The sequence below is a fragment of the Saccharopolyspora sp. 6M genome, assembly GCF_020176775.1.
Classification (GTDB): domain Bacteria; phylum Actinomycetota; class Actinomycetes; order Mycobacteriales; family Pseudonocardiaceae; genus Saccharopolyspora_C; species Saccharopolyspora_C gregorii.
Genome location: NZ_JAIUJZ010000043.1, coordinates 22,015 through 44,281, shown reverse-complemented (window position 1 = coordinate 44,281; position 22,267 = coordinate 22,015). Strand labels below are relative to the sequence as shown.

The following is a 22,267-nucleotide window of genomic DNA, read 5'->3' as shown; positions in this document are numbered from 1 at the left end:
AGCCTAGGTGCGGCGGCCCGTGGTGGTCACCGCGCGGCTCCTACAATCGGCGATCGTGGCGAGCGAACAGGAGTTCCCGGGCGAGTCCGAGCAGACCGCGGAGAGCGGTCCGGGCACCCGGTGGCCAGCGCGGCGCATCCGCCGCACCGCCGCCCGCGGCGTCCTGGTACTCGGCGTGCTGCTGACCGTGCTGGGCCTGTCCGTGATCGGCGCTTGCGCGATCGACGACCGGACCATCACCGAGTCCCGCGGCGACGGGGTGGCCGAAGTGGTCAGCACGTCGCTGACCCGCACCGTCATCCGCTTCACCACGCCCGAAGGCCGGGTGCACATCCCGCAGGACGGCGTGCTGTACCCCGGCGGCCTGCAGCAGGGCCAGTTCGTCCGCGTCGAGTACGACACCCGCAACCCCGACCTGGTCCGGGTGGCCGGGCGCGGCATGGTGCTGTCGCTGCTGCCGGTCGCGGCGTCCCTCGCCGGGACGTGGCTGGTCCTCGGCGCCGCGCACTGGTTGCTGCGCCGGGAGCGCCCGGCCGCGGCCTGAACCGGGAATTCCGCCCCTTCCGCTCCGCCCGGCACCGCGGTCACAGTGGGCCCGGGTGATCCCGCCGCGGCGGGTGGTCCCACGAGTGGTCTCGCGACCAGCGGTCCAGCCCGCACTCCGGTGCGGCCCCCGCGAGGTGGGTGAGCGCGTATGGGCACGGTGAACTTCGGAACCGGCGGGCGACCGCCGCGTCCTTCCGCAGGTGGTCCCGAGTGGTGGCCCGCGGCGGCGGTCGAGCCGGGAGGACCGGGCCGGTCGGCGCCGGAGTCGTACCGGCCGGACTGGGTCCTCGCGGCTCCCGTCACCGCGGCGGTGACCCGGACCGTCCCGGCCGGGGCGGATCCGGCCGATCTCGCCGGGTACTGCTTGATGCTGGGCGACGACGCGCTGCTGCTGGCGCACCGCCTGTCCGGCTGGGGGGTGCGCGGGCCGGACCTGGAGGAGGGCGCCGCGCTGGCCGCGATCACGGCGGACCTGCTCGGCCAGGCGCGGGCGCTGCTGGAGCGGGCCGCGGAGCTGGAGGGCGCGGGCCGGGACGCGGACCTGCTGGCCTACCACCGCGACAGCGGGGACTTCCGCAACGTGCGGCTCGCCGAGATCGATTGCGGGCCGGGGCCCGGTGGTGACTTCGCGACCAGCACGGCCCGGTTGCTGCTGTTCGCGGCCTGGCGGCACGCGGTGTTCGCCCGGCTCGCCGCGACCCGCGATCCGGTGCTCTCGGCGATCGCGGCGCGCACCTGGCGGGTGCTGCTGCGGCACCGCGAGCACGCCGAGCAGTGGATGATCCGGCTCGGGGACCGCGCTCCCGAGTCGCGGCTGCGGATGCAGGAGGCGTTGCACCGGGTGTGGCCGCTGTCGGGGGAGCTGTTCGCGGTGCACCCGGTGGAGCGCAGGCTCGCCGAGGCCGGGTGCGCGGTGCGTCCGGACGCGGTGCGCGGTGAGGTCGCCGCGGCGTTGGACGAGGCGGCGTCGGTCGCCCGGCTGGAGCTGCCGCCCCTCGGCGAAGCACCGCCGGAGGGCACCGGTGGGCGGTGGGGCGCGCACACCGAGTCGATGCCGTTCGTCGTCGCCGACATGCAGTACCTGGTGCGCGCCGACCCGGTCGAGCCGTGATCGTTCCGTTTCCGCGGTTGAGTACTTTCCCCGAGGCCCCGCGCCGACCCGGCGGGCAAGGTGGGTGTGATGCCGGGACGAACCCGGTGGGTCCGCCGGATCGCCTTGGGGGCGAGCGCTGGTCCGACGGGAACCGAGCGGAAGGCGCGGCTGGAGATGAACGGTTTCTGGTGGGCAGTGCTGGCGGGAACGGTCGCGGGATCCCTGGGCGCCGCGGTCACCCTGCTGGCGTGGGCCGGGCCGTGGACGCGACGTGCTCGCCCCGAGGTGCCGGAGCCCGCACCGGCGGCTCCGCAGGAGCGGACGGCGCCGCCGCGGGGGTTCGGCGAACCGGGCCACGTGGACGGCTGGGTGCGCGACCTGCACCGCTGCGAGCAGGCGGTGGCGCGCGCCCGGCGCGCGGTGGAGTCGGTGTCCTCGGCGCGGGCGCGGGAGGCGCTGCTGGTGGTGGTCCGCCGGATGGACGCGGAGCTGCCGAGCGTGCAGGCGCTCGTCGAGGTGGGCCGCGGCTCGGACCTGGATCCGAGGTCGGCGGACCGGCGGGACCAGGAGGTGCTGCGGCGGGTGCGGGACCAGGTCGCCGAGGCCGCCGCGCGCTTCGCATCGATCACCGAGGACGTGCTGCACGTGGTGGTCGACCTGGTCGCGGCGCCGGATCTGCCGCGGGTGCACCACGAGGTGGCGGTCCTGCGCGACCGGTTCCCGCTGCTGCACCCGATGTCCGAGGTGTTCGCCCGCGAGGACGCCCCGCCGCCCGCGCTCGCCGCTCCCTGACAGCGCGACCCGCGCCGCGGGTGACCGCGCCCGGCCGGTCACGGCGTCGCTCGGCGCCACCAGTCGAGGACGTCCCCGGCGACGGCGGGTCCGGCCACGAGCAGCCCGCCGACGGGCAGCGTCGCCGGGCGCCCACCGCGGTCCAGCACCGCGGCCCCCGATTCGACGGCCAGCGCCAGCGCACCCGCGACGTCCCACTCCTCGTACGAGTCCAGCACGGCCGCGATGGCGTGCCCCAGCGCGACCTGCGCGATCGCCAGCGCCGGTGATCCCAGCAGCCGCACGCCCACCTGCGCCCGGGCCGCGTTGCTGATGAACCGGTCCATGCCGGGCCACGGGCCGCTGCGGGTCAGCTCGGTGCAGACGATTCCGGCGCGGGTCTCGGCCTGGTCGGCGAGCCGCACCGGCACCCCGTTGGCGCGCATCCCGCGGTCCCGGGCCGCCGCGTAGATCTGGGACCGGTACGGGTCGGCGACGACGCCGACCAGCGGCCCGCGTTCGTCGAGCATCGCGAGGCTGTAGGCGCACCACGGCAGCCCGGCCACGTAGTTCGCGGTGCCGTCCACCGGGTCCACCGACCAGCGGAACCGGGACGAACCGGAGCGGGCGGTGAGCTGGTCGGCGACGGAGGTGGACCAGCCGGGAGCGGAGTCGAACTCCTCGCCGAACACCGGCACTCCCGGGAACTCGTCGCCGAGCACCCGCCGGGTGTGCCGTTCCAGGGTGCGCCCGGTGTCGGTCACCCAGTCGAAGGGCGATTCGGTGGCCGCCGGGCGGGCCCCGCGTCCCGCGGTGGCGGTGATGACGTCGGCGGCGTCGTTCGCGAGCCGCCCGGCCACTTCCAGCGCGCGGGAGACCAAGCCGGGTTCGATGTGGTGCGAGGGCTCCGAGGGAAGGACCGTCATGCCGCTCCAGGGTCGACACCCGCGGTGTATGCGGGGCTGCGCCCAGGTGGACACCAGACGAGCGGCGGTCGTCCGGGCGGGGTCGGGCGGCGCCGCACGGGGCAGTTGGGGTGCTCTTCGGCGGCTGTTCCGGGATGCGTCACGTGGGGGTCGTCTGGGCGCCGGAGCGGGGCGGGACGGTGTCGCTCGTGCGGATCGCCATCGTGTCGGAGAGTTTCCTGCCGCAGGTCAACGGGGTCACGAACTCGGTGCTGCGGGTGCTGGAGCACCTGCGCCGCCGCGGTGACCAGGCACTCGTGATCGCCCCGGGCGCGGGTCCCGACGAGCACGAGGGCACGCCGGTGGTGCGGCTGCCCGCCGTGGACATCCCGGTGGTGTCCTCGCTGCCGATCGGGTTCCCCACCCGCCGGTTGCTGCAGGGCTTGGCGGACTTCGGGCCGGACGTGGTGCACCTGGCCTCGCCGTTCGTGGTGGGGGCGCGGGGGCTGGCGGCGGCGCGGAAGCTGGGCGTGCCGACGGTCGCGGTGTACCAGACGGACGTGGCCGGGTTCGCGGAGTCGTACGGGCTGGGGTTGACCGCGCGCGCCGCGTGGCGCTGGACGCGGCGGCTGCACAGCGCCGCCGACCGCACGCTGGCCCCGTCCACCTGGGCGGCGGAAGCGCTGCGCGAGCACGGCATCCCGCGGGTGCACCGCTGGGGCCGCGGGGTGGACACGGCCCGGTTCCACCCGGGGAAGCGGGACGAGCGGCTGCGCGCCGAGCTCGCCCCGGGCGGGGAGCTGCTGATCGGGTACGTCGGCAGGCTCGCCCCGGAGAAGCACGTGGAGCGCCTCGCGGCGCTGGACGGCGTGCCCGGGGTGCGGGTGGTGGTGGTCGGCGACGGCCCGCAGCGGGAGCAGCTGGCCGCGCAGCTGCCGGGCGCCGCGTTCCTCGGCCTGCGCACCGGCGAGGAGCTCGCCCGGATCTACGCGAGCCTGGACGTGTTCGTGCACACCGGCCCGTACGAGACGTTCTGCCAGTCCGTGCAGGAGGCGATGGCCAGCGGGGTCCCCGCGCTCGCCCCGGACGCGGGCGGCCCGCGGGACCTGGTGCTGCCGGGCCGCACCGGCCACCTGCTGCCGCCGCACGACGCGGACGCGCACGCCCGGCGGCTGCGCGCGGCGGTGGCGGAGCTGCGGGACCCGGCGCTGCGGGCGAGGTTCGGCGCGGCCGCCCGCGACTCGGTGGCCCAGCGCACCTGGCCCGCCCTGTGCGAGCAGTTGATCGGCCACTACGCGGAGGTCATCGGCCGCCCGCAGGACGACCGGCTGGCCGCCTGAGCGCCCGCTGCACGTAAGCTGCCGACGTGTCTCGCGCCGGTTTGGACAAGGATCCGCACGCGGTCGCCGCGATGTTCGACGGCGTCGCGAAGCGCTACGACCTGACGAACACCGTGATGTCGTTCGGGCAGGACCGGCGCTGGCGGCAGATCACCCGGCAGGCGCTGGACCCGCGGCCGCACGAGCGCATCCTGGACCTGGCCGCGGGCAGCGGCGTGTCCACCGCGGAGCTGGCGAAGTCCGGCGCGTGGTGCGTGGCCGCGGACTTCTCGCTGGGCATGCTGTCGGTGGGCCGGGACCGCGGGCTCCCGATGGTGGCGGCCGACGCGCTGCGGCTGCCGTTCGCGGACGCCTCCTTCGACGCGGCGACGATCTCGTTCGGGCTGCGCAACGTGGTGGACACGGTGGCGGGCCTGCGCGAGATGGCGCGGGTGGTGCGCCCCGGCGGGCGGCTCGTGGTGTGCGAGTTCTCCACCCCCACCTGGGAGCCGTTCCGCATCGTCTACATGAACTACGTGATGCGCGCGCTGCCGCCGATCGCCCGCGCGGTGTCCTCGAACCCGGACGCGTACGTGTACCTGGCGGAGTCGATCCGCTCCTGGCCGGACCAGCGGGCGCTGGCCGCGAAGATCGGCGAGGCCGGCTGGTCGAAGGTGGCGTGGCGCGACCTGATGGGCGGCGCCGTCGCCGTGCACCGCGCTTTCAAGGCCTGAGTCCGGCGCTCCCTTCGAGCTGCGCTCGGGTGGCGGAACCTCAGCTGGCCCCTCGCTGCGGGATCGATTTCACCGGTGGCTCCGCCACAGGAGAAATCGTTGTCCTCGCGAGGAAGCAGCTGAGAACCCGCGGGTGGCCCGGTTGCTCTGGTGGTCGGCAGCTCATCGGCTTCGCCGCTGACAGGCAACGGCCAAGACCCGCTGGGCGGGTAGTGGGCCTTCGCGTGTTCTGAACCTCCGGAGCGCGCATCCTCCGCGTTCGGTGCGTTGCCCGGGAGCCGCGTCCTGGCCCGTCGTGCTGCGAGCACCCGACCGCCGCCGTCCATCGCGCCCGCCCCCTGCGCCTGCGGGCGCCGCTGAGGCCCGGGCGTGGAACCGTTCCGCACCCGGTGATCCTGGCGGCGCTGCGGCGTGCGGGTGGCCCGGTGCCCTCCGGCGCCCCGGAGATACGCCTCACCTGCGAGGACGGTCACCCGAGCGGCCTATCTCGCGGGGTCGATCGAGTGCTTCCGCAGGCCTAGACTCGGCGGAGATAGTGAACTCGTTCACAAGCGGGCGGGTTCACCGGGTCACGGCGGAACCGCTCGGGTGCGCGGCACCGGAGCGGGTGCCGGGTGCGGTCCGCGTGCCTGGCGCCGTGGCTCGACACCGCAACTGCACGGCTATCAAGGAGTGTCATGACCAGCGCCACCCCCCGACGCCGACCGAACGACGACGCCGACGTGATCGTCGTCGGTGCCGGGCCGGCCGGTTCGACGGCGGCGACGTACCTGGCTCGCGCGGGCCTCGACGTGCTGCTGCTGGAGAAGAGCGTCTTCCCCAGGGAGAAGGTGTGCGGCGACGGCATCACGCCGCGCGGCGTCAAGCAGCTGATCGACCTCGGCATCGACACCCGGGAGGAGGCCGGCTGGCTGCACAACCGGGGTCTGCGCGTGGTCGGCGGCGGCGTGAACATCGAGCTGGACTGGCCGGAGCTCGCCGACTTCCCGCCCTACGGCGTGGTCCGTCCGCGCAACGACTTCGACGATCTGCTCGCCCGCGGGGCGGAACGCGCGGGCGCCCGGATGGTGCAGCAGACCACGGTGACCGGAGCCGTCCGGAATGAGCGGACCGGCCGCATCGACGGGGTCGCCGCGAAGACCGGCCCGGACCGCCAGCCGGTGACCTACCGGGCGCCGCTGGTGCTCGGGTGCGACGGCGTGTCGGCCCGCCTGGCGTTGTCGATGGGCATCGAGAAGCGCGAGGACCGCCCGATGGGCGTGGCGGTGCGCCGCTACTACGACAGCCCGCGCAGCAAGGACGACTTCCTGGAGTCGCACCTGGAGCTGTGGGACCGGTCGACGCCCGCCGAGCCGAAGCTGATGCCGGGCTACGGCTGGATCTTCGGCATGGGCGACGGGACGGTGAACGTGGGGCTGGGCGTGCTGTCGACGTCGAAGTCCTACGGCAAGACCGACTACCGCCAGCTGTTGCGCTCCTGGCTGGACGGGACCCCGGAGGAGTGGGGTTTCCGGGAGGAGAACGCCACCGGCAAGATCGGCGGCGCCGCGCTGCCGATGGGCTTCAACCGCACGCCGCACTACCGGGACGGGCTGCTGCTCGTCGGGGACGCCGGCGGCATGGTCAACCCGTTCAACGGCGAGGGCATCGCGTACGCCATGGAATCCGCCCGGTTGGCGGCGGAGTGCGTGGTCCACGCGTACGCACGACCGGCGGGCCCTTCGCGGGAGCACGCGCTGCTCCGGTACCCGGGTGCGGTGTCCGACGCGATGGGCGGCTACTTCCGGCTCGGGAACATCTTCAGCAAGTTGATTGGCAATCCGACGGTGATGCGGATGGCCACCAAGCACGGCTTGCCGCGGCCGTTGCTGATGCGTTTCGTGTTGAAGCTGCTGGCAAATCTGTACGACGTGCGCGATGGGGACACGATGGACCGTGTGATCAGCGCCACTACTCGGCTCACCCCTAGCGTCTGACTGCTGGAGTCTGGTCAGATGGTCACGTGATTGTGTGAGAAGTCATAAAGTTAGGTTCGCCTCACTGCGGAGCGGTTACGTCCGACCGCATAGAGTGCGCACCTGACGCCGCAGACGTGACGTTCGTCTCGGCGGGGGCAGCGAAGGAGGGCGGTGCCATGGGCGAGGCAGGCGCTTCGGGCGTGCTGGACCCGTACATCCCGCTGGTGCTGATGTTCGCGCTGGCGCTGGGATTCGCGGTGTTCTCGGTGAGCATCGCGCCACTGGTCGGCCCCCGCCGCTACAACAGGGCGAAGCTCGATGCCTACGAGTGCGGGATCGAGCCTTCCCCGCAGCCGGTGATGGGCGGCGGCCGGATGCCGGTCGCCTACTACCTCACGGCGATGCTGTTCATCCTCTTCGACATCGAAATGGTCTTCCTCTACCCGTTCGCGGTCTCCGCGGACTCCCTCGGGCTGTTCGGCGTGGCCGAGGTCGTGCTGTTCATCGCGACCGTCGGATTCGCCTACGTCTACGTGTGGCGGCGCGGAGGCCTCGACTGGAACTAGGCGCCCGGGCCCGGGCGGGCCTGAGCGAGCACTGACCGTTCTCAATGGCGACAGCGGAAGGAGTGCCGAGATGGGCCTCGAAGAGCAGCTGCCCAACGGCATCCTGTTGGCCAACGTGGAGAAGCTCGTCAACTGGACCCGGAAGACCTCGATGTGGCCGGCGACCTTCGGGTTGGCCTGCTGCGCGATCGAGATGATGACGGTCGGCGGTTCCCGCTACGACATCGCCCGGTTCGGCATGGAGCGCTTCTCCGCCACCCCGCGGCAGGCCGATCTGATGATCGTCGCCGGTCGGGTGACCAACAAGATGGCCCCGGTCCTGCGGCAGATCTACGACCAGATGCCGGAGCCGCGCTGGGTGCTGGCGATGGGCGTGTGCGCTTCCACCGGGGGCATGTTCAACAACTACGCCGTGGTGCAGGGCGTGGACCACGTGGTGCCGGTGGACATGTACCTGCCGGGTTGTCCGCCGCGGCCGGAGATGCTGCTCGACGCGATCCTCAAACTGCACGCCAAGATCATGGACGAGCCGATCAACGCCAAGCGCGCCGCGCTGCGCGCCGAGACCGGGGCTCGCACCGAACTCATCGCCTCCTCCGAGCGCTACGCGCCGAAGAACCGCTCGCAGCGCAAGCGCGCTGAGCGGCAGCAGCTGGCGCAGCGCCAGGAGATGGGCGCGGAAGGCCCGCTCGCCGTCGAGACCGACGCGCAGCGGGAGCAGACGCAGCGGCAACTCGGCGCGGGCAGGTGAGCGGCATGACCGACTCGAAGCGGACCACCCCGGACCCCGGCGAGAAGGGTTCCAGCGCGGACCGGCCCGGCGAGGGCCTCGAACCGGTGCGTTCCGGTTCGGGCGCGATCGCCGAGCCGCGGGAACCGATCGTCGCGGGACGCGAGCGGCAGGGCATGTTCGGCGTGCGCGGCAGCGGCGACACCTCCGGCTACGGCGGGCTGCGGTTGCCCGCGCACCTGCCCGCCCCGGCCGAGCGGCCGTTCGGCGGTTGGTTCGACGAGGTGGCGGACGCGCTGCTGGATTCGCTGCGCGGCAAGGGGATCGACTCGGCGGTGCAGCAGGTGACCGTGGACCGCGGGGAGATCACCTTCTACGTGGACCGCGAGCACCTGGTGGCCACCTGCTCCTCGCTGCGCGACGACCCGGCGCTGCGCTTCGAGCTGTGCAGCTCGGTGTCCGGCGTGGACTACGGGCCGGAGGTGCCGCAGCGGCTGCACTCGGTCTACCACCTGACCTCGATGACCTACCGCCGCCGCATCCGGCTGGAGGTGGCCGTCGACGTCGACGACCCGCACCTGCCGTCGGTCGTGTCCGTGTACCCGACGGCGGACTTCCAGGAGCGCGAGGCCTGGGACATGTTCGGCCTGGTCTACGACGGGCACCCCGCGCTCACCCGGATCTTGATGCCGGACGACTGGGACGGGCACCCGCAGCGCAAGGACTACCCGCTCGGCGGCATCCCCGTCGAGTACAAGGGCGCCGAGATACCGCCGCCCGACCAGCGGCGGGCCTACTCATGAGGTTCCGCGGACCGCACGGCCACGGCAGGCAGCACGCGGAGAGGTGCTGAACATGACCACCGAACCACTGACCGATCCCACCACGGACCCCGGCAGGCACGCGGCGTCGCGCGAGACGACGGAAGGCCGCGTCTACACCGTCACCGGCGGCGACTGGGACGAGTTCATCGACGAGGCGGCGGATTCCGAGCGCGTCGTCATCAACCTCGGCCCGCAGCACCCGTCCACGCACGGGGTGCTGCGGCTGGTGCTGGAACTCGAAGGCGAGACCGTCACCCAGGCCCGCTCGGTGATCGGCTACCTGCACACCGGGATCGAGAAGAACACCGAGTACCGCACCTGGACCCAGGGCGTCACCTTCGTCACGCGGATGGACTACCTGGCGCCGCTGTACAACGAGGCGGCGTACTGCCTGGGCGTGGAGAAGCTGCTCGGGGTCGAGGCGCCGACGCGGGCGCAGACCTTCCGGATCATGCTGATGGAGCTGAACCGGATCTCCTCGCACCTGGTGTTCATGGCGACCGGCGCGATGGAGCTGGGCTCCACCACCGGCATGACCTTCGGGTTCCGCGATCGCGAGGAAGTGCTGCACCTGCTGGAGTTCCTCACCGGGCTGCGGATGAACCACGCGTTCATCCGGCCGGGCGGGGTGGCCCAGGACCTCCCGGAGAACTACCGGGAGAAGGTGCTGGAGTTCATCAAGGTCATGGACAAGCGGCTGCCGGACTACGCGAAGCTGTTCTCCGGCCAGCCGATCTGGAAGCAGCGGCTCAAGGACGTCGGGTACCTGCCGCTGGACGGCTGCCTGCAGCTGGGCGTGACCGGGCCGCTGCTGCGCTCGGCGGGCATCGCCTGGGACCTGCGCAAGATCGAGCCGTACTGCGGTTACGAGAACTTCGAGTTCGAGGTGCCGACGAGCACCGACGCGGACTGCTTCGCCCGGTTCCTGCTGCGGCTGGAGGAGATCCACCAGTCGCTGAAGATCATCCGGCAGTGCCTGGACGCCTTCGAGCCCGGCCCGGTGATGGTGGACGACCCGAAGATCGCGTGGCCGGCGAAGCTGAGCATCGGGCCGGACGGCATGGGCAACTCCCTGGAGCACGTCCGCAAGATCATGGGCCAGTCGATGGAATCGCTGATCCACCACTTCAAGCTGGTCACCGAGGGCTTCGACGTGCCCCCGGGGCAGGTGTACTCGCCGGTGGAGTCGCCGCGCGGCGAGCTGGGTTACCACTTGGTCTCCGACGGCGGCACCCGGCCGATGCGGGTGCACGTGCGGGAACCGAGCTTCGTGAACCTCCAGGCGTTCCCGGCGATGGCCGAGGGCGGCCTGGTCGCGGACGTGATCGCGGCAGTGGCCTCGATCGACCCGGTGATGGGCGGGGTGGACCGATGACCGAGCAGTTCGATTTCACCACCACCGAGCACGTGCTGAGCCCGCCGGGCGCGCCGGTGTTCGGCGAGGACGTGCGCGCCGACGCGAAGCGCATCGTCGAGCGCTACCCGGAGGCGCGGTCGGCGCTGCTGCCGATGCTGCACCTCGTGCAGTCCGAGCAGGGCCACGTCAGCACCGAGGGCATCGAGTTCTGCGCCGAGCAGCTGGCGCTGTCCGCCGCCGAGGTCAGCGCGGTCGCCACCTTCTACACGATGTACAAGCGCAAGCCGTGCGGCGAGCACCTGGTCAGCGTGTGCACCAACACGCTGTGCGCCGCCCTGGGCGGCGACGCCATCTACGCGAAGGTGTCCGAGCACCTCGGCGTCGGCCACGACGAGACCTCCGGCACGCCGGGCGAACCGGGCTCGCTGACGCTGGAGCACGCCGAATGTCTCGCGGCCTGCGACCACGCCCCGGTGCTGCAGGTCGACTACGAGTACTACGACAAGCAGAGCCCGGAAGCGGCGCTGGAACTGGTGAAGTCCTTGCAGCGCGGGGAGAAGCCGGACCCGACGCGCGGCGCACCGCTCACCGACTTCCGCCGCACCGAGCGCCAGCTCGCCGGGTTCTTCGACCGGCCCGGCGCCCGGCTGGAGGACACCGTGGACGGCCCCTCGGCCGCCCCCGAGACGGTCCGCGGCGCGCACCTGGCGCAGCAGCGCGGCTGGACCGCGCCGCCGATGCCGGACGACGCGCAGATCCCGCCGCTGCCGGAGAAGGAGTGAGTGGACATGACCGACGCGAACTCCCCGAAGCCCGACGACCTCACCCCGGTGCTGACCAAGCGGTGGTTGTCGCCGACCTCCTGGAGCCTCCGCACCTACGAGCAGCTGGAGGGCTACACCGCGCTGCGCAAGGCGTTGCGCGCCACGCCCGACGAGCTGGTCGAACTGGTGAAGGCCGCGGGCCTGCGCGGCCGTGGCGGCGCCGGGTTCCCGGCGGGCGTGAAGTGGAGCTTCATGCCGAAGGAACCGGTGAAGCCGCACTACCTCGTGGTCAACGCCGACGAGGGCGAACCGGGCACCTGCAAGGACATCCCGCTGATGATGGCCGACCCGCACTCGCTGGTGGAGGGCGTGATCATCGCCTGCTACGCGATGCGCTCGCACTTCTCGGCGATCTACGTGCGCGGTGAGGCGCTGCACTGCATCCGCCGGTTGAACAACGCCGTGCAGGAGGCCTACGCCGCGGGCTACCTGGGCAAGGACATCCTCGGCTCCGGTTTCGACTGCGACATCGTGGTGCACGCCGGGGCCGGCGCCTACATCTGCGGCGAGGAGACGGCGCTGCTCGATTCGCTGGAGGGCAAGCGCGGGCAGCCGCGGCTGAAACCGCCGTTCCCCGCCGCCGCCGGGCTCTACGCGTGCCCGACCACGGTGAACAACGTGGAGACCATCGCCTCGGTGCCGTTCATCGTCAACGGCGGCTCCGACTGGTTCCGCAGCATGGGACGGGAGAAGTCGCCCGGCCCGAAGATCTACTCGCTGTCCGGGCACGTCGAGAACCCCGGCCAGTACGAGGCCCCGCTGGGCACCACGCTGCGGCAGCTGCTGGAGCTGGCGGGCGGCATGAAGGACGGGGTCCCGCTCAAGTTCTGGACCCCTGGCGGCTCGTCCACCCCGCTGTTCACCGCCGAGCACCTGGACGTGCCGCTGGACTTCGAGGGCGCCGCCGAAGCGGGCTCGATGCTGGGCACCACGGCGCTGATGGTGTTCAACGAGACCGTGTCCGTGCCGTGGGCGGTGATGAAGTGGACGCAGTTCTACGAGCACGAGTCCTGCGGCAAGTGCACCCCCTGCCGGGAGGGCACCTTCTGGCTCGCCCAGGTCCTGGAGCGCATGGTCGAGGGGCACGGCACCGAAGAGGACATCGACACCCTGCTCGACGTCTGCGACAACATCTTCGGCCGCTCCTTCTGCGCCCTCGGTGACGGTGCGGTCAGCCCGATCACCAGCGGCATCAAGTACTTCCGCGAGGAATTCCTCGCGCTGTGTCAGCAGAACCGGCCCGGCGCGGAGCCGGGCGAGCCCGCACTGGCAGGAGCGGCCCGATGACGGTGGCATCCGAGCGTGAGACCAAGCCGGTCCCCGAGGGGCACGTCCGGCTGACGATCGACGGCGTCGAAGTCGACGCCCCCAAGGGCGAGCTGCTGATCCGCACCGCGGAGCGGATGGGCATCGTCATCCCCCGGTTCTGCGACCACCCGCTGCTCGACCCGGCGGGCGCGTGCAGGCAGTGCCTGGTGGAAGTGGAGATGAACGGCCGGGCGATGCCCAAGCCGCAGGCCTCCTGCACGATGACCGTCGCCGACGGCATGGTGGTGAAGACGCAGCAGACCTCGCCGGTCGCCGACAAGGCGCAGCAGGGCGTGATGGAGCTGCTGCTGATCAACCACCCGCTGGACTGCCCGATCTGCGACAAGGGCGGCGAGTGCCCGCTGCAGAACCAGGCGCTCAAGCACGGCCGCGCCGAATCCCGGTTCCACGACACCAAGCGGACCTTCGCGAAGCCGGTGCCGATCTCCACCCAGGTGCTGCTGGACCGGGAGCGCTGCGTGCTGTGCCAGCGCTGCACCCGGTTCTCCAAGCAGATCGCGGGCGACCCGTTCATCGAACTGCTGGAGCGCGGGGCGGTGCAGCAGATCGGCATCGCCGAGCAGCAGCCGTTCCAGTCGTACTTCTCCGGCAACACCATCCAGATCTGCCCGGTGGGCGCGCTGACCAGCGCCGCCTACCGGTTCCGCTCCCGGCCGTTCGACCTGGTGTCCACGCCGGGCGTGTGCGAGCACTGCTCGTCGGGCTGTGCGACGCGCACCGACTGGCGGCGCGGCAAGGTGATGCGGCGGCTCGCCGGGGACGACCCGGAGGTCAACGAGGAGTGGCTCTGCGACAAGGGCCGGTTCGCGTTCCGCTACGCCACCGCCGCGGACCGCTTCCTGCGGCCGATGGTGCGCGAGGGCGGTGAGCTGCGGACCGCGTCCTGGACGGAGGCGCTGCGCGTCGCCGCCGACGGGCTGCTGCGGGCGCGCGACGACCGCGGCGTCGGGGTGCTGCCCGGCGGCCGGTTGACCGAGGAGGACGCCTACGCCTACGCGAAGTTCGCGCGGATCGCGTTGCGCACCAACGACGTCGACGCTCGCGCCAGGGCGCACTCGGACGAGGAGCTCGCGTTCCTGGAGTCCGCCGTCGTCGGCACCGGGCCCGGTGCGGGCGCGGTGACCTTCGCCGACCTGGAGGCCGCGCCCGCCGTGCTGTGCGTCGCCTTCGAACCGGAGGAGGAGTCGCCGAGCGTGTTCCTGCGGCTGCGCAAGGCGGCCCGCAAGGGGAGCACGAAGGTCTTCCACCTCGGGCAGTGGAACTCGCCGGGCGTGGAGAAGACGACGCGGATCATGAGCGGTGGCGGTCCGGTGCGCACCGGCGCGCTGCTGCCGTGCCCGCCCGGCGGGGAGGCCGCCGCGCTGGCCGAGCTCCCGTCCGAAGTGGACGAAGCGCTGCGGGCCGGGGGAGCGGTGCTCGTCGTCGGCGAGCGGGCCGCGCAGATCCCCGGACTGCTCTCCGAGGTCACCCGCACCGCGGCCCGCACCGGCGCGCGGGTCGCGTGGATCCCGCGCCGCGCGGGCGAACGCGGCGCCGTCGAAGCCGGCGCGCTGCCCACGCTGCTGCCCGGCGGCCGCGCCGTCGGCGACCTCACCGCCTGCGCCGAGGTCGCCCAGACCTGGGGCGTGGACGCCGACAGCCTGCCCGGCGCGCCCGGGCGGGATACCGAGGGCATCCTGCGCGCCGCCGCGCGCGGCGACCTCGCCGGACTGCTCGTCGGCGGCGTCGACCCGGACGACCTGCCCGACCCGGAACTGGCTCGGCAGGCCTTGGACCGCGCCGACTTCGTGGTGAGCCTCGAACTGCGTCCCAGCGCAGTCACCGAACGCGCCGACGTGGTGCTGCCCATCGCGCCGAGCTCGGAGAAGTCCGGCACCTACCTGAACTGGGAGGGCCGCCGCCGCGAATTCCGCATCACCATCGAAGGAACCGGCGCGCTGCCGGACTGCCGGGTGCTGGACACCCTCGCGGTCGAGATGGACGCCGACCTGTTCACCCAGAGCCCCGCCGCGGTCCGCGCCGAACTGGACCGGCTCGGCACCGGCGGGCGCGCCCGGCCACCCGCCCCGGACGAGCAGGTGCGGCCCGTCGCGCCACCCGGGCCGGGCCGCGTGCTGCTGGCCACCTGGCGGCGGCTGCTGGACGACGGCTCGCTGCAGGACGACGAACCGAACCTCGCGGGCACCCGGCGGGACACCGTGGCGATGCTGTCCCCGGCCACCGCGCGGCGGCTCGGGCTGCTGGAGCGCCAGCAGGTCGAAGTCCGCGGCGACCGCGGGTCGATCACGCTCGAAGCGCGGTTCACCGACATGCCCGACGACGTGGTGTGGCTGCCGATGGACTCCGGACCGTCGAAGGTGAACCGGCTGCTGGGCGTCGGGCACGGCGCGCCCGTCGCGCTCGCCCCCGCCGGGCCGCTCGCGAACGGGCACGGCGGCAACGGGCACGGGACCAACGGGCACGGTGCGAACGGCCACGGCGGCACCGGGCTCGGCTTCGGCGGCCCCGAGAGGAGCCGGTCATGACGCGCACCGCCGAACTGCTCGCCGACGACCCGATCTGGCTGATCCTGATCAAGGTCGTGGCGATCTTCGCCTTCCTGGTGCTGATGACGCTGCTGACGATCTGGGCCGAGCGCCGCGTCATCGGCCGCATGCAGCACCGTCCCGGACCGAACCGCGCCGGACCGTTCGGCATCCTGCAATCCCTGGCCGACGGGCTGAAGCTCGCGTTCAAGGAGGACATCCGGCCGGTGCTGGCCGACAAGTGGGTGTACTTCCTCGCCCCGGTGATCTCCGCGACGCCCGCGCTGGTGTCGTTCTCGGTGATCCCGATCGGCCCGGAGGTCACGATCTTCGGCGAGCGCACCGCGCTGCAGCTGGTGGAACTGCCGGTGGGGCTGCTCGTGGTGCTGGCCAGCGCCTCCATCGGCGTCTACGGCATCGTGCTCGCCGGCTGGTCCTCCGGATCGCCGTACCCGCTGCTGGGCTCGCTGCGCTCCGCCGCGCAGGTCATCTCCTACGAGATCGCGATGGGCCTCTCGTTCGTCGCCGTGATCATGTACGCGGGCACGCTGTCCACCGCGGGCATCGTCGAAGCGCAGACCAGCGGCTGGTTCGCACTCGTGCTGCCGTTCAGCTTCCTGGTCTACGTGGTGGCGATGGTCGGCGAGACCAACCGCGCCCCGTTCGACCTGCCGGAAGCCGAATCCGAACTGGTCGGCGGCTTCCACACCGAGTACTCCTCGCTGAAGTTCGCGCTGTTCTTCCTCGCCGAGTACATCAACATGGTCACCGTCTCCGCCCTCGCCACCACGCTGTTCCTCGGCGGCTGGCACGCGCCGTGGCCGCTGAGCCTGATCGGCGGCGGGGTGCTCAACACCGGATGGTGGCCGGTGCTGTGGTTCCTCGGGAAGACGCTGGCGTTCCTGTTCGTGTTCGTGTGGCTGCGCGCCACGCTGCCGCGGCTGCGCTACGACCAGTTCATGAACCTCGGCTGGAAGGTCCTCGTCCCGCTGAGCCTGGTGTGGATCGTGGTGGTCACCGTGATCCGCGCGGTCCGCAACGAGCAGGGCGTCGACTCGACGACGTTCCGGGTCGTCGGCGGCGCGGCGCTGGTGGTGCTCACCGCCGCGGCCTTCCTCGTCCCGGACCGCAAGCGGCCCGAACCGGAAGAACCGGAAGCGCCCATGGCGGGCAGCGGGTTCCCCGTCCCGCCGCTGGACCTGCAAGTGCCCCCGACCCCACCGCGGCGCACCCCGGTGCCGCCGTCCGGGGCCGACGACGCCTCGAAGGAGGGAGCGGGCCGTGTTTGATCCGCTGAAAGGTTTCGGCGTCACTTTCTCGACGATGTTCAAGAAGGTCGTCACCGAGGAGTACCCCGAGGTCAAGAAGGTCACCGCACCCCGGTTCCACGGCCGCCACCAGCTCAACCGGCACCCGGACGGGCTGGAGAAGTGCGTGGGCTGCGAGCTGTGCGCCTGGGCCTGCCCCGCGGACGCGATCTTCGTCGAGGGCGGGGACAACACCGAGGACGAGCGCTACTCGCCGGGGGAGCGCTACGGGGCCGACTACCAGATCAACTACCTGCGGTGCATCGGCTGCGGCCTGTGCATCGAGGCGTGCCCGACCCGCTCGCTGACCATGACGAACGAGTACGAGACCGCCGACGACGACCGGCAGCACCTCATCTACACCAAGGAGGACCTGCTGGCCCCGCTGCTGCCCGGCATGGAGCAGCCGCCGCACCCGATGCGGCTCGGCGAGGACGAGCAGGACTACTACGTGCGCGGGCCCGAGCTCGCGCGGCGCAGCGGCGTGCCCGAAGGCGAAACCGTGGAGACCGGGCACGAGGAGGCGCGGCGGTGATGCTCACGGCAACTGCGGTGCTCGCCCAGCAGCAGGCCGCGGACGTGGTCGGCGCGGGCGAGGCCGCGGCGTTCTGGATCCTCGGGCCGCTGGCCCTGGTCGGGGCGCTGGGCATGGTGTTCTCGCGCGGCGCGGTGCACTCCGCGCTGTTCCTGGTGCTGACCATGCTGAGCCTCGGCGTGCTGTACATGGCGCAGAGCGCGCCCTTCCTCGGCTTCACCCAGATCATCGTCTACACCGGCGCGATCATGATGCTGTTCCTGTTCGTGCTGATGATGGTGGGCCGCGACTCCTCGGACTCGGTGGTGGAGGTGCTGCGCGGGCAGCGGCTGTGGGCCGCCGTCGCCGGGGTCGCGTTCGCGCTGCTGCTGGTGACCGGGCTGGCCAGGGCGCTCACCGACGTGCCGGTCGCCGCACCGCTGGACCCGTGGTCCGCGCGCGGCGGCGGTGCGGGCGGGCTCGGCGCGCTGATCTTCACCGACTACCTGTTCCCGTTCGAGCTGACCTCGGCGCTGCTGATCACCGCCGCGCTGGGCGCGATGGTGCTCGCCTACGGCGGCAAGGGACGCGCCGCGCGGATCAGCCAGCGGGAACGCGTCGAAGCGCGGCTGCGCGGCGACCGGTCCTCGCCGTTGCCCGGCCCCGGCGTGTACGCCACCGCGAACTCGGTGGCGACCCCGGCGCTGCTGCCGGACGGCTCGGTGGCGCCCGAGTCGCTGTCCGAGATCCTCGACAACCTGCCGGTCGAACGGCTCACCGCCGAACGCGACGCCATCGCGGGCAAGGACGGCGGAGCCGATCCGCACGCGCTCACCGATCGGCCCCGCGACCCCGGGGAACCGGCACCCGACCTCGACGCGCCGGAGCCCGGGGCCCCGGACGACCGCGGCGAGGACGGCAGCAACGGCCGCTCCGGCTCCGGCCACGCGTCCCCCGAGGAGGTCCGGCGATGACCCCCACCTACTACCTGCTGCTGTCCGCGCTGCTGTTCAGCATCGGCGCCGTCGGCGTGCTGGTGCGGCGCAACGCCATCGTCGTGTTCATGTGCATCGAGCTGATGCTCAACGCGGTGAACCTGACGCTGGTCACCTTCGCCCGCATCGAGGGCTCGGTGCACGGGCAGGTGATGGCGTTCTTCGTGATGGTCGTCGCCGCCGCGGAAGTCGTGGTCGGCCTCGCGATCATCATGTCGATCTTCCGGACCCGCCGCTCGGCCTCGGTCGACGACGCCAACCTCCTCAAGTACTAGCGCCATGCCCGCCCCCGCGGCCGGCGCGCCGCGCACCCGAACCCCCGTTCGCACTCACAGTAGGGAGAGCCTGGCGTGACGACGACGTTCCCGGCCAGTCCCGATCTCCTCGCCGTGCAGGCCGCGCAAGGTCCCGTGCAGGGCGGCGCCTGGCTGCTCATCGCACTGCCGCTGCTCGGCGCGGCCGTGCTGCTGATCGCGGGCCGCCGCGCCGACGGGTGGGGCCACCTGCTGGGCAGCGCCACCGTGATCGCGGCGTTCGCCTACGGGGTGGCGCTGTTCACGAGCATCGCGGGCGACGCGCAACCGGTGCGCGAGCTGCACGTGTTCTCCTGGATCCCGGTCGAGGCGCTGCAGGTCGACTTCGGGCTGCGGCTGGACCCGCTGTCGATGGTGTTCGTGCTGCTGATCACCGGGGTGGGCGCGCTGATCCACCTCTACTCGATCGGCTACATGGCCCACGACCAGGAAGGCCGCACCGGCAGGCACAACACCGAGCGGCGGCGGTTCTTCGCCTACCTGAACCTGTTCGTCGCGGCCATGCTGGTGCTGGTGCTGGGCAACAGCTTCGTGACGCTGTACCTCGGCTGGGAGGGCGTCGGCCTGGCGTCCTACCTGCTGATCGGGTTCTGGCAGCAGCGGCCCTCGGCGGCCGCGGCCGCGACCAAGGCGTTCGTGATGAACCGGGTCGGCGACGTCGGGCTCGCCCTCGCGATCTTCCTGCTGTTCGCGAAGCTCGGCACCACCCAGTACACCGAGGTCTTCGCCCGCGCCGGGGAGCTGACCCCGGGCGTGCTGCTGGCGATCACGCTGCTGCTGCTGCTCGGGGCGTGCGGCAAGTCCGGCCAGGTCCCGCTGCAGGCGTGGCTGCCGGACGCGATGGAAGGCCCTACCCCGGTGTCCGCGCTGATCCACGCGGCGACCATGGTCACCGCCGGCGTCTACCTGATCGCCCGCGCCAACCCGCTGTACACGCTGTCCCCGGACGGCCGGCTGGTCGTCACCATCATCGGCGCGGTGACGCTGCTGGTCGGCTGCGTCATCGGCTGCGCCTACGACGACATCAAGAAGGTGCTGGCCTACTCCACGGTCAGCCAGATCGGCTACATGATCCTCGCCGTCGGGCTCGGGCCGGCCGGGTACGCGCTCGGCATCATGCACCTGCTCACCCACGGGTTCTTCAAGGCCGGGCTGTTCCTCGGCGCCGGGTCGGTGATGCACGCGATGCGCGACGAGGTGAACATGCGCCGGTTCGGCGGGCTCGCCAAGCACCTGCCGATCACCTTCGCCACCTTCGCGCTCGGTTACCTGGCGCTGATCGGGTTCCCGTTCCTGTCCGGCTACTACTCGAAGGACGCGATCATCGAGGCCGCGTTCGGCCAGGACGGCTGGCGGGGCTGGGTGTTCGGCGGCGCGGCGCTGCTGGGTGCCGCGCTCACCGCGTTCTACATGACGCGGCTGGTGCTGATGACCTTCTTCGGCGAGAAGCGCTGGCAGGACCTCAAGACCGCGGACGGGCAGGGCTACCACCCGCACGAATCCCCGGCGATCATGACCGGGCCGATGATCGTGTTGGCCGTCGGCTCGGTCGGGGCGGGCATGTTCCTCGCCTCCGGGGACCGGCTGGTCACCTTCCTCGCGCCGTCGCTCGGCGCGCTGGAGGAATCGCACGGCGGGGCGCTGCCGCACTCGGTGATCCCGGTGCTGACCGTGGTGCTCTCCGCGCTCGGCGCGCTCGCCGCCTGGCTGCTCGTCGGCCGGAAACCGGTGCCGGTCACCCGGCCCGAGCGGGTGTCGCCGGTGGTGCGCGCCGCGCGCGCCGACCTCGGCGGCAACGCGCTCAACGACGCCGTCGCCGTCAAACCCACCGCCGGGCTCACCCGCGGCCTGGTCGCCTTCGACCGCGCCGCCGTGGACGGAGCCGTCACCGGTCTCGCCGGTGCGCTGCAGCTCGGCTCCGGCTGGGCGCGGCGCAGGCAGAACGGGTTCGTCCGCTCCTACGCGCTGTCCATGCTCTGCGGCGGCGTGCTGCTGATCGGGGCGCTGCTGGTGGTGGGCACGCCGTGACCGACCGCACCCGAACCCAGCCGAACCTCCCGGGGGAAGAGGAGATCCGATGACCCTGCTCCTCGTGCTCGTCCTGCTGCCGCTGGCGGGCGCCGTCGCCGTCGGGCTGCTGCGCCGCAACGCGCCGGTGGCGAAGTGGACCGCGCTCGCCGTGTCGCTGGCCGAGTTCGCCGTCGCGATCGCCGCCTGGGCCGCCTACGACCCGGCCGGGCCACGGCTGCAACTGGCCAGCTCCGTCGAGTGGATCCCGGCGTTCGACATCCGGGTGTCCTTCGCCGTCGACGGCATCGCGCTCGTCATGATCGCCGTGATCGCGCTGCTGATGCCGCTGGTGCTCGGCTTCAGCTGGGGCGAGCGGCTGCCGGCGGGGCGCAGCCACGGCGGGTTCTTCTCGCTGCTGCTGGTCGAGCAGTCGCTGACGGTGGCCGTGTTCGCGGCGACCGACGTGTTCCTGTTCTACGTGCTGTTCGAGATCATGCTGATCCCGATGTACTTCCTCATCGGCGGCTACGGCGGCGAACGCGGCCGGTACGCGGCGGTGAAGTTCTTCCTGTACTCGTTCCTCGGCGGCCTGATCATGCTGGCCGCCGCGATCGGCGCCTACGCCTACGCGCTGCAGGCCACCGGCGAAGGCACCTTCGACTGGGCGCGGCTGGTGCCGATCCTGGCCGACGCGCCGATCGCCGTGCAGGTGTGGATCTTCCTGGGCTTCTTCACCGCGTTCGCGATCAAGGCACCGCTGGTGCCGCTGCACACCTGGCTGCCGGACGCCGCCGAGCAGGCCCCGATCGGCGTCGCGGTGATCGTCGTCGGCGTGCTGGACAAGGTCGGCACCTTCGGCTTCCTGCGCTACAGCCTGCCGCTCACGCCGGACGCCTCCCAGCTGCTGGCGCCGCTGGTGCTGGTGCTGGCGGTGCTCGGCGTGCTCTACGGCTCGCTGCAGGCGTTCGGGCAGACCGACCTCAAGCGGTTCATCGCCTACGTGTCCATCGCGCACTTCGGGTTCATCGCGCTCGGGATCTTCGCCTACACCTCGCAGGCCCAGGTGGGCGCGGTGTCGTACATGCTCAACCACAGCCTGGCGACCGGACTGCTGATCCTGGTCATCGGCATGATCATCGCGCGCGGCGGGTCGACCCGGATCGCCGACTACGGCGGGATGGCGAAGATCACCCCGCTGCTGGCCGGGACGTTGCTCATCGCCGGGCTCAGCACCCTGTCGCTGCCGGGCACCAACTCGTTCATCAGCGAGTTCCTGGTGCTGCTGGGCGCTTTCCCGACGCAGCCGGTGTACACGGTGCTCGCCACCATCGGCATGGTCCTCGCCGCCGTCTACGTGCTGCGGCTCTACCAGCGGATCATGCAGGGGCCGGTGCGCGGCGACGCCCTCGTCGGCACCGCGGGCGGTCCGGGCGCCGTCACCGACCCGAACCGGCCCGGCGCGCACCGGGCGCGGGTGCTGGACCTGCGCCCGCGGGAGATCGCCGTGCTGACCCCGCTGATCGTGCTGGTGCTCGCGCTCGGGGTGTATCCGAAACCGGTGCTGGACGTGATCACCCCGTCGGTCGGGGCGACCATGAGCGAGGTCGGCGTCACCGACCCCGTGACCTCGCAAGGAGGGAACTGAA

Annotated in this window: 20 protein-coding genes; 19 read left to right on the top strand and 1 reads right to left on the bottom strand. The window is 72.2% G+C overall.

What is annotated here, in order from left to right:
• Positions 1-55 precede the first annotated feature (55 nt).
• From LCD31_RS07875 to LCD31_RS07865, 3 genes are all read left to right on the top strand, one after another.
• Positions 56-544, top strand: coding sequence for a DUF3592 domain-containing protein (locus tag LCD31_RS07875; protein ID WP_224956953.1), 489 nt, complete (start codon positions 56-58; stop codon positions 542-544).
• Positions 545-694: 150 nt separating this feature from the next.
• Positions 695-1,657: a 1,2-phenylacetyl-CoA epoxidase subunit PaaC gene (paaC, locus tag LCD31_RS07870; protein ID WP_224956952.1), complete on the top strand. Its 963-nt coding sequence runs from the start codon at positions 695-697 to the stop codon at positions 1,655-1,657.
• A gap of 69 nt (positions 1,658-1,726) precedes the next feature.
• Complete coding sequence (locus tag LCD31_RS07865) at positions 1,727-2,431, top strand: hypothetical protein (RefSeq protein ID WP_224956950.1); 705 nt, start codon at positions 1,727-1,729, stop codon at positions 2,429-2,431.
• Positions 2,432-2,469: 38 nt separating this feature from the next.
• Here LCD31_RS07865 and LCD31_RS07860 read toward each other — a convergent pair whose 3' ends face one another.
• A complete protein-coding gene (locus LCD31_RS07860) occupies positions 2,470-3,336 on the bottom strand; it encodes an inositol monophosphatase family protein (RefSeq protein ID WP_224956949.1) in 867 nt (288 codons plus the stop codon).
• A gap of 203 nt (positions 3,337-3,539) precedes the next feature.
• On the opposite strand from LCD31_RS07860, the gene LCD31_RS07855 reads away from it, so the two are divergent.
• From LCD31_RS07855 to LCD31_RS07780, 16 genes are all read left to right on the top strand, one after another.
• Entirely contained in the window at positions 3,540-4,655 is a 1,116-nt protein-coding gene (locus tag LCD31_RS07855; protein ID WP_308011214.1) for a glycosyltransferase family 1 protein, read from the top strand.
• A 26-nt stretch (positions 4,656-4,681) separates the two neighbouring features.
• Entirely contained in the window at positions 4,682-5,368 is a 687-nt protein-coding gene (locus LCD31_RS07850; protein ID WP_224956947.1) for a demethylmenaquinone methyltransferase, read from the top strand.
• Between the two features lie 677 nt (positions 5,369-6,045).
• On the top strand, positions 6,046-7,344 hold the full coding sequence (locus tag LCD31_RS07845) for a geranylgeranyl reductase family protein (RefSeq protein ID WP_224956946.1): 1,299 nt from the start codon (positions 6,046-6,048) through the stop codon (positions 7,342-7,344).
• A 158-nt stretch (positions 7,345-7,502) separates the two neighbouring features.
• Positions 7,503-7,892, top strand: coding sequence for an NADH-quinone oxidoreductase subunit A (locus LCD31_RS07840; RefSeq protein WP_224956945.1), 390 nt, complete (start codon positions 7,503-7,505; stop codon positions 7,890-7,892).
• A 70-nt stretch (positions 7,893-7,962) separates the two neighbouring features.
• A complete protein-coding gene (locus LCD31_RS07835; RefSeq protein WP_224956944.1) occupies positions 7,963-8,643 on the top strand; it encodes an NADH-quinone oxidoreductase subunit B family protein in 681 nt (226 codons plus the stop codon).
• Positions 8,644-8,648: 5 nt separating this feature from the next.
• Entirely contained in the window at positions 8,649-9,425 is a 777-nt protein-coding gene (locus LCD31_RS07830; protein ID WP_224956943.1) for an NADH-quinone oxidoreductase subunit C, read from the top strand.
• A 52-nt stretch (positions 9,426-9,477) separates the two neighbouring features.
• Positions 9,478-10,821 carry an NADH-quinone oxidoreductase subunit D gene (locus LCD31_RS07825; protein WP_224956941.1) on the top strand — a complete coding sequence of 448 codons (1,344 nt, stop codon included), beginning with the start codon at positions 9,478-9,480 and terminating at the stop codon, positions 10,819-10,821.
• On the top strand, positions 10,818-11,585 hold the full coding sequence (gene nuoE, locus LCD31_RS07820; RefSeq protein ID WP_224956940.1) for an NADH-quinone oxidoreductase subunit NuoE: 768 nt from the start codon (positions 10,818-10,820) through the stop codon (positions 11,583-11,585). The genes LCD31_RS07825 and nuoE overlap by 4 nt, the downstream gene beginning before the upstream one ends.
• Positions 11,586-11,591: 6 nt before the next feature.
• Complete coding sequence (gene nuoF / locus LCD31_RS07815; protein ID WP_224956938.1) at positions 11,592-12,914, top strand: NADH-quinone oxidoreductase subunit NuoF; 1,323 nt, start codon at positions 11,592-11,594, stop codon at positions 12,912-12,914.
• Complete coding sequence (locus LCD31_RS07810; RefSeq protein WP_224956936.1) at positions 12,911-15,481, top strand: NADH-quinone oxidoreductase subunit G; 2,571 nt, start codon at positions 12,911-12,913, stop codon at positions 15,479-15,481. Before nuoF ends, LCD31_RS07810 begins: the two co-directional genes overlap by 4 nt.
• Positions 15,478-16,770, top strand: coding sequence for an NADH-quinone oxidoreductase subunit NuoH (gene nuoH, locus LCD31_RS07805; RefSeq protein WP_224956934.1), 1,293 nt, complete (start codon positions 15,478-15,480; stop codon positions 16,768-16,770). The genes LCD31_RS07810 and nuoH overlap by 4 nt, the downstream gene beginning before the upstream one ends.
• Positions 16,763-17,323 (top strand): NADH-quinone oxidoreductase subunit NuoI, encoded by a 561-nt coding sequence (nuoI, locus tag LCD31_RS07800; protein ID WP_224956932.1) that lies wholly within the window; start codon positions 16,763-16,765, stop codon positions 17,321-17,323. Before nuoH ends, nuoI begins: the two co-directional genes overlap by 8 nt.
• A complete protein-coding gene (locus tag LCD31_RS07795) occupies positions 17,323-18,276 on the top strand; it encodes an NADH-quinone oxidoreductase subunit J (RefSeq protein ID WP_224956931.1) in 954 nt (317 codons plus the stop codon). The genes nuoI and LCD31_RS07795 overlap by 1 nt, the downstream gene beginning before the upstream one ends.
• Complete coding sequence (gene nuoK, locus LCD31_RS07790; protein ID WP_184476123.1) at positions 18,273-18,572, top strand: NADH-quinone oxidoreductase subunit NuoK; 300 nt, start codon at positions 18,273-18,275, stop codon at positions 18,570-18,572. The genes LCD31_RS07795 and nuoK overlap by 4 nt, the downstream gene beginning before the upstream one ends.
• Before the next feature lie 135 nt (positions 18,573-18,707).
• A complete protein-coding gene (nuoL, locus tag LCD31_RS07785) occupies positions 18,708-20,639 on the top strand; it encodes an NADH-quinone oxidoreductase subunit L (RefSeq protein WP_224956964.1) in 1,932 nt (643 codons plus the stop codon).
• Between the two features lie 49 nt (positions 20,640-20,688).
• Positions 20,689-22,266: a NuoM family protein gene (locus tag LCD31_RS07780; protein ID WP_224956930.1), complete on the top strand. Its 1,578-nt coding sequence runs from the start codon at positions 20,689-20,691 to the stop codon at positions 22,264-22,266.
• Position 22,267: the final 1 nt, after the last annotated feature.

Bases quoted from the DNA above. Each gene is read 5' to 3' on its own strand.
- LCD31_RS07810 (WP_224956936.1), top strand. From the start codon at position 12,911: ATGACGGTGGCATCCGAGCGTGAGACCAAGCCGGTCCCCGAGGGGCAC.
- LCD31_RS07865 (WP_224956950.1), top strand. From the start codon at position 1,727: ATGCCGGGACGAACCCGGTGGGTCCGCCGGATCGCCTTGGGGGCGAGC.
- LCD31_RS07860 (WP_224956949.1), bottom strand. From the start codon at position 3,336: ATGACGGTCCTTCCCTCGGAGCCCTCGCACCACATCGAACCCGGCTTG.
- LCD31_RS07825 (WP_224956941.1), top strand. From the start codon at position 9,478: ATGACCACCGAACCACTGACCGATCCCACCACGGACCCCGGCAGGCAC.
- LCD31_RS07830 (WP_224956943.1), top strand. From the start codon at position 8,649: ATGACCGACTCGAAGCGGACCACCCCGGACCCCGGCGAGAAGGGTTCC.
- LCD31_RS07835 (WP_224956944.1), top strand. From the start codon at position 7,963: ATGGGCCTCGAAGAGCAGCTGCCCAACGGCATCCTGTTGGCCAACGTG.
- LCD31_RS07795 (WP_224956931.1), top strand. From the start codon at position 17,323: ATGCTCACGGCAACTGCGGTGCTCGCCCAGCAGCAGGCCGCGGACGTG.
- nuoK (WP_184476123.1), top strand. From the start codon at position 18,273: ATGACCCCCACCTACTACCTGCTGCTGTCCGCGCTGCTGTTCAGCATC.
- LCD31_RS07840 (WP_224956945.1), top strand. From the start codon at position 7,503: ATGGGCGAGGCAGGCGCTTCGGGCGTGCTGGACCCGTACATCCCGCTG.
- nuoE (WP_224956940.1), top strand. From the start codon at position 10,818: ATGACCGAGCAGTTCGATTTCACCACCACCGAGCACGTGCTGAGCCCG.
- nuoH (WP_224956934.1), top strand. From the start codon at position 15,478: ATGACGCGCACCGCCGAACTGCTCGCCGACGACCCGATCTGGCTGATC.
- LCD31_RS07845 (WP_224956946.1), top strand. From the start codon at position 6,046: ATGACCAGCGCCACCCCCCGACGCCGACCGAACGACGACGCCGACGTG.
- nuoF (WP_224956938.1), top strand. From the start codon at position 11,592: ATGACCGACGCGAACTCCCCGAAGCCCGACGACCTCACCCCGGTGCTG.
- paaC (WP_224956952.1), top strand. From the start codon at position 695: ATGGGCACGGTGAACTTCGGAACCGGCGGGCGACCGCCGCGTCCTTCC.
- LCD31_RS07780 (WP_224956930.1), top strand. From the start codon at position 20,689: ATGACCCTGCTCCTCGTGCTCGTCCTGCTGCCGCTGGCGGGCGCCGTC.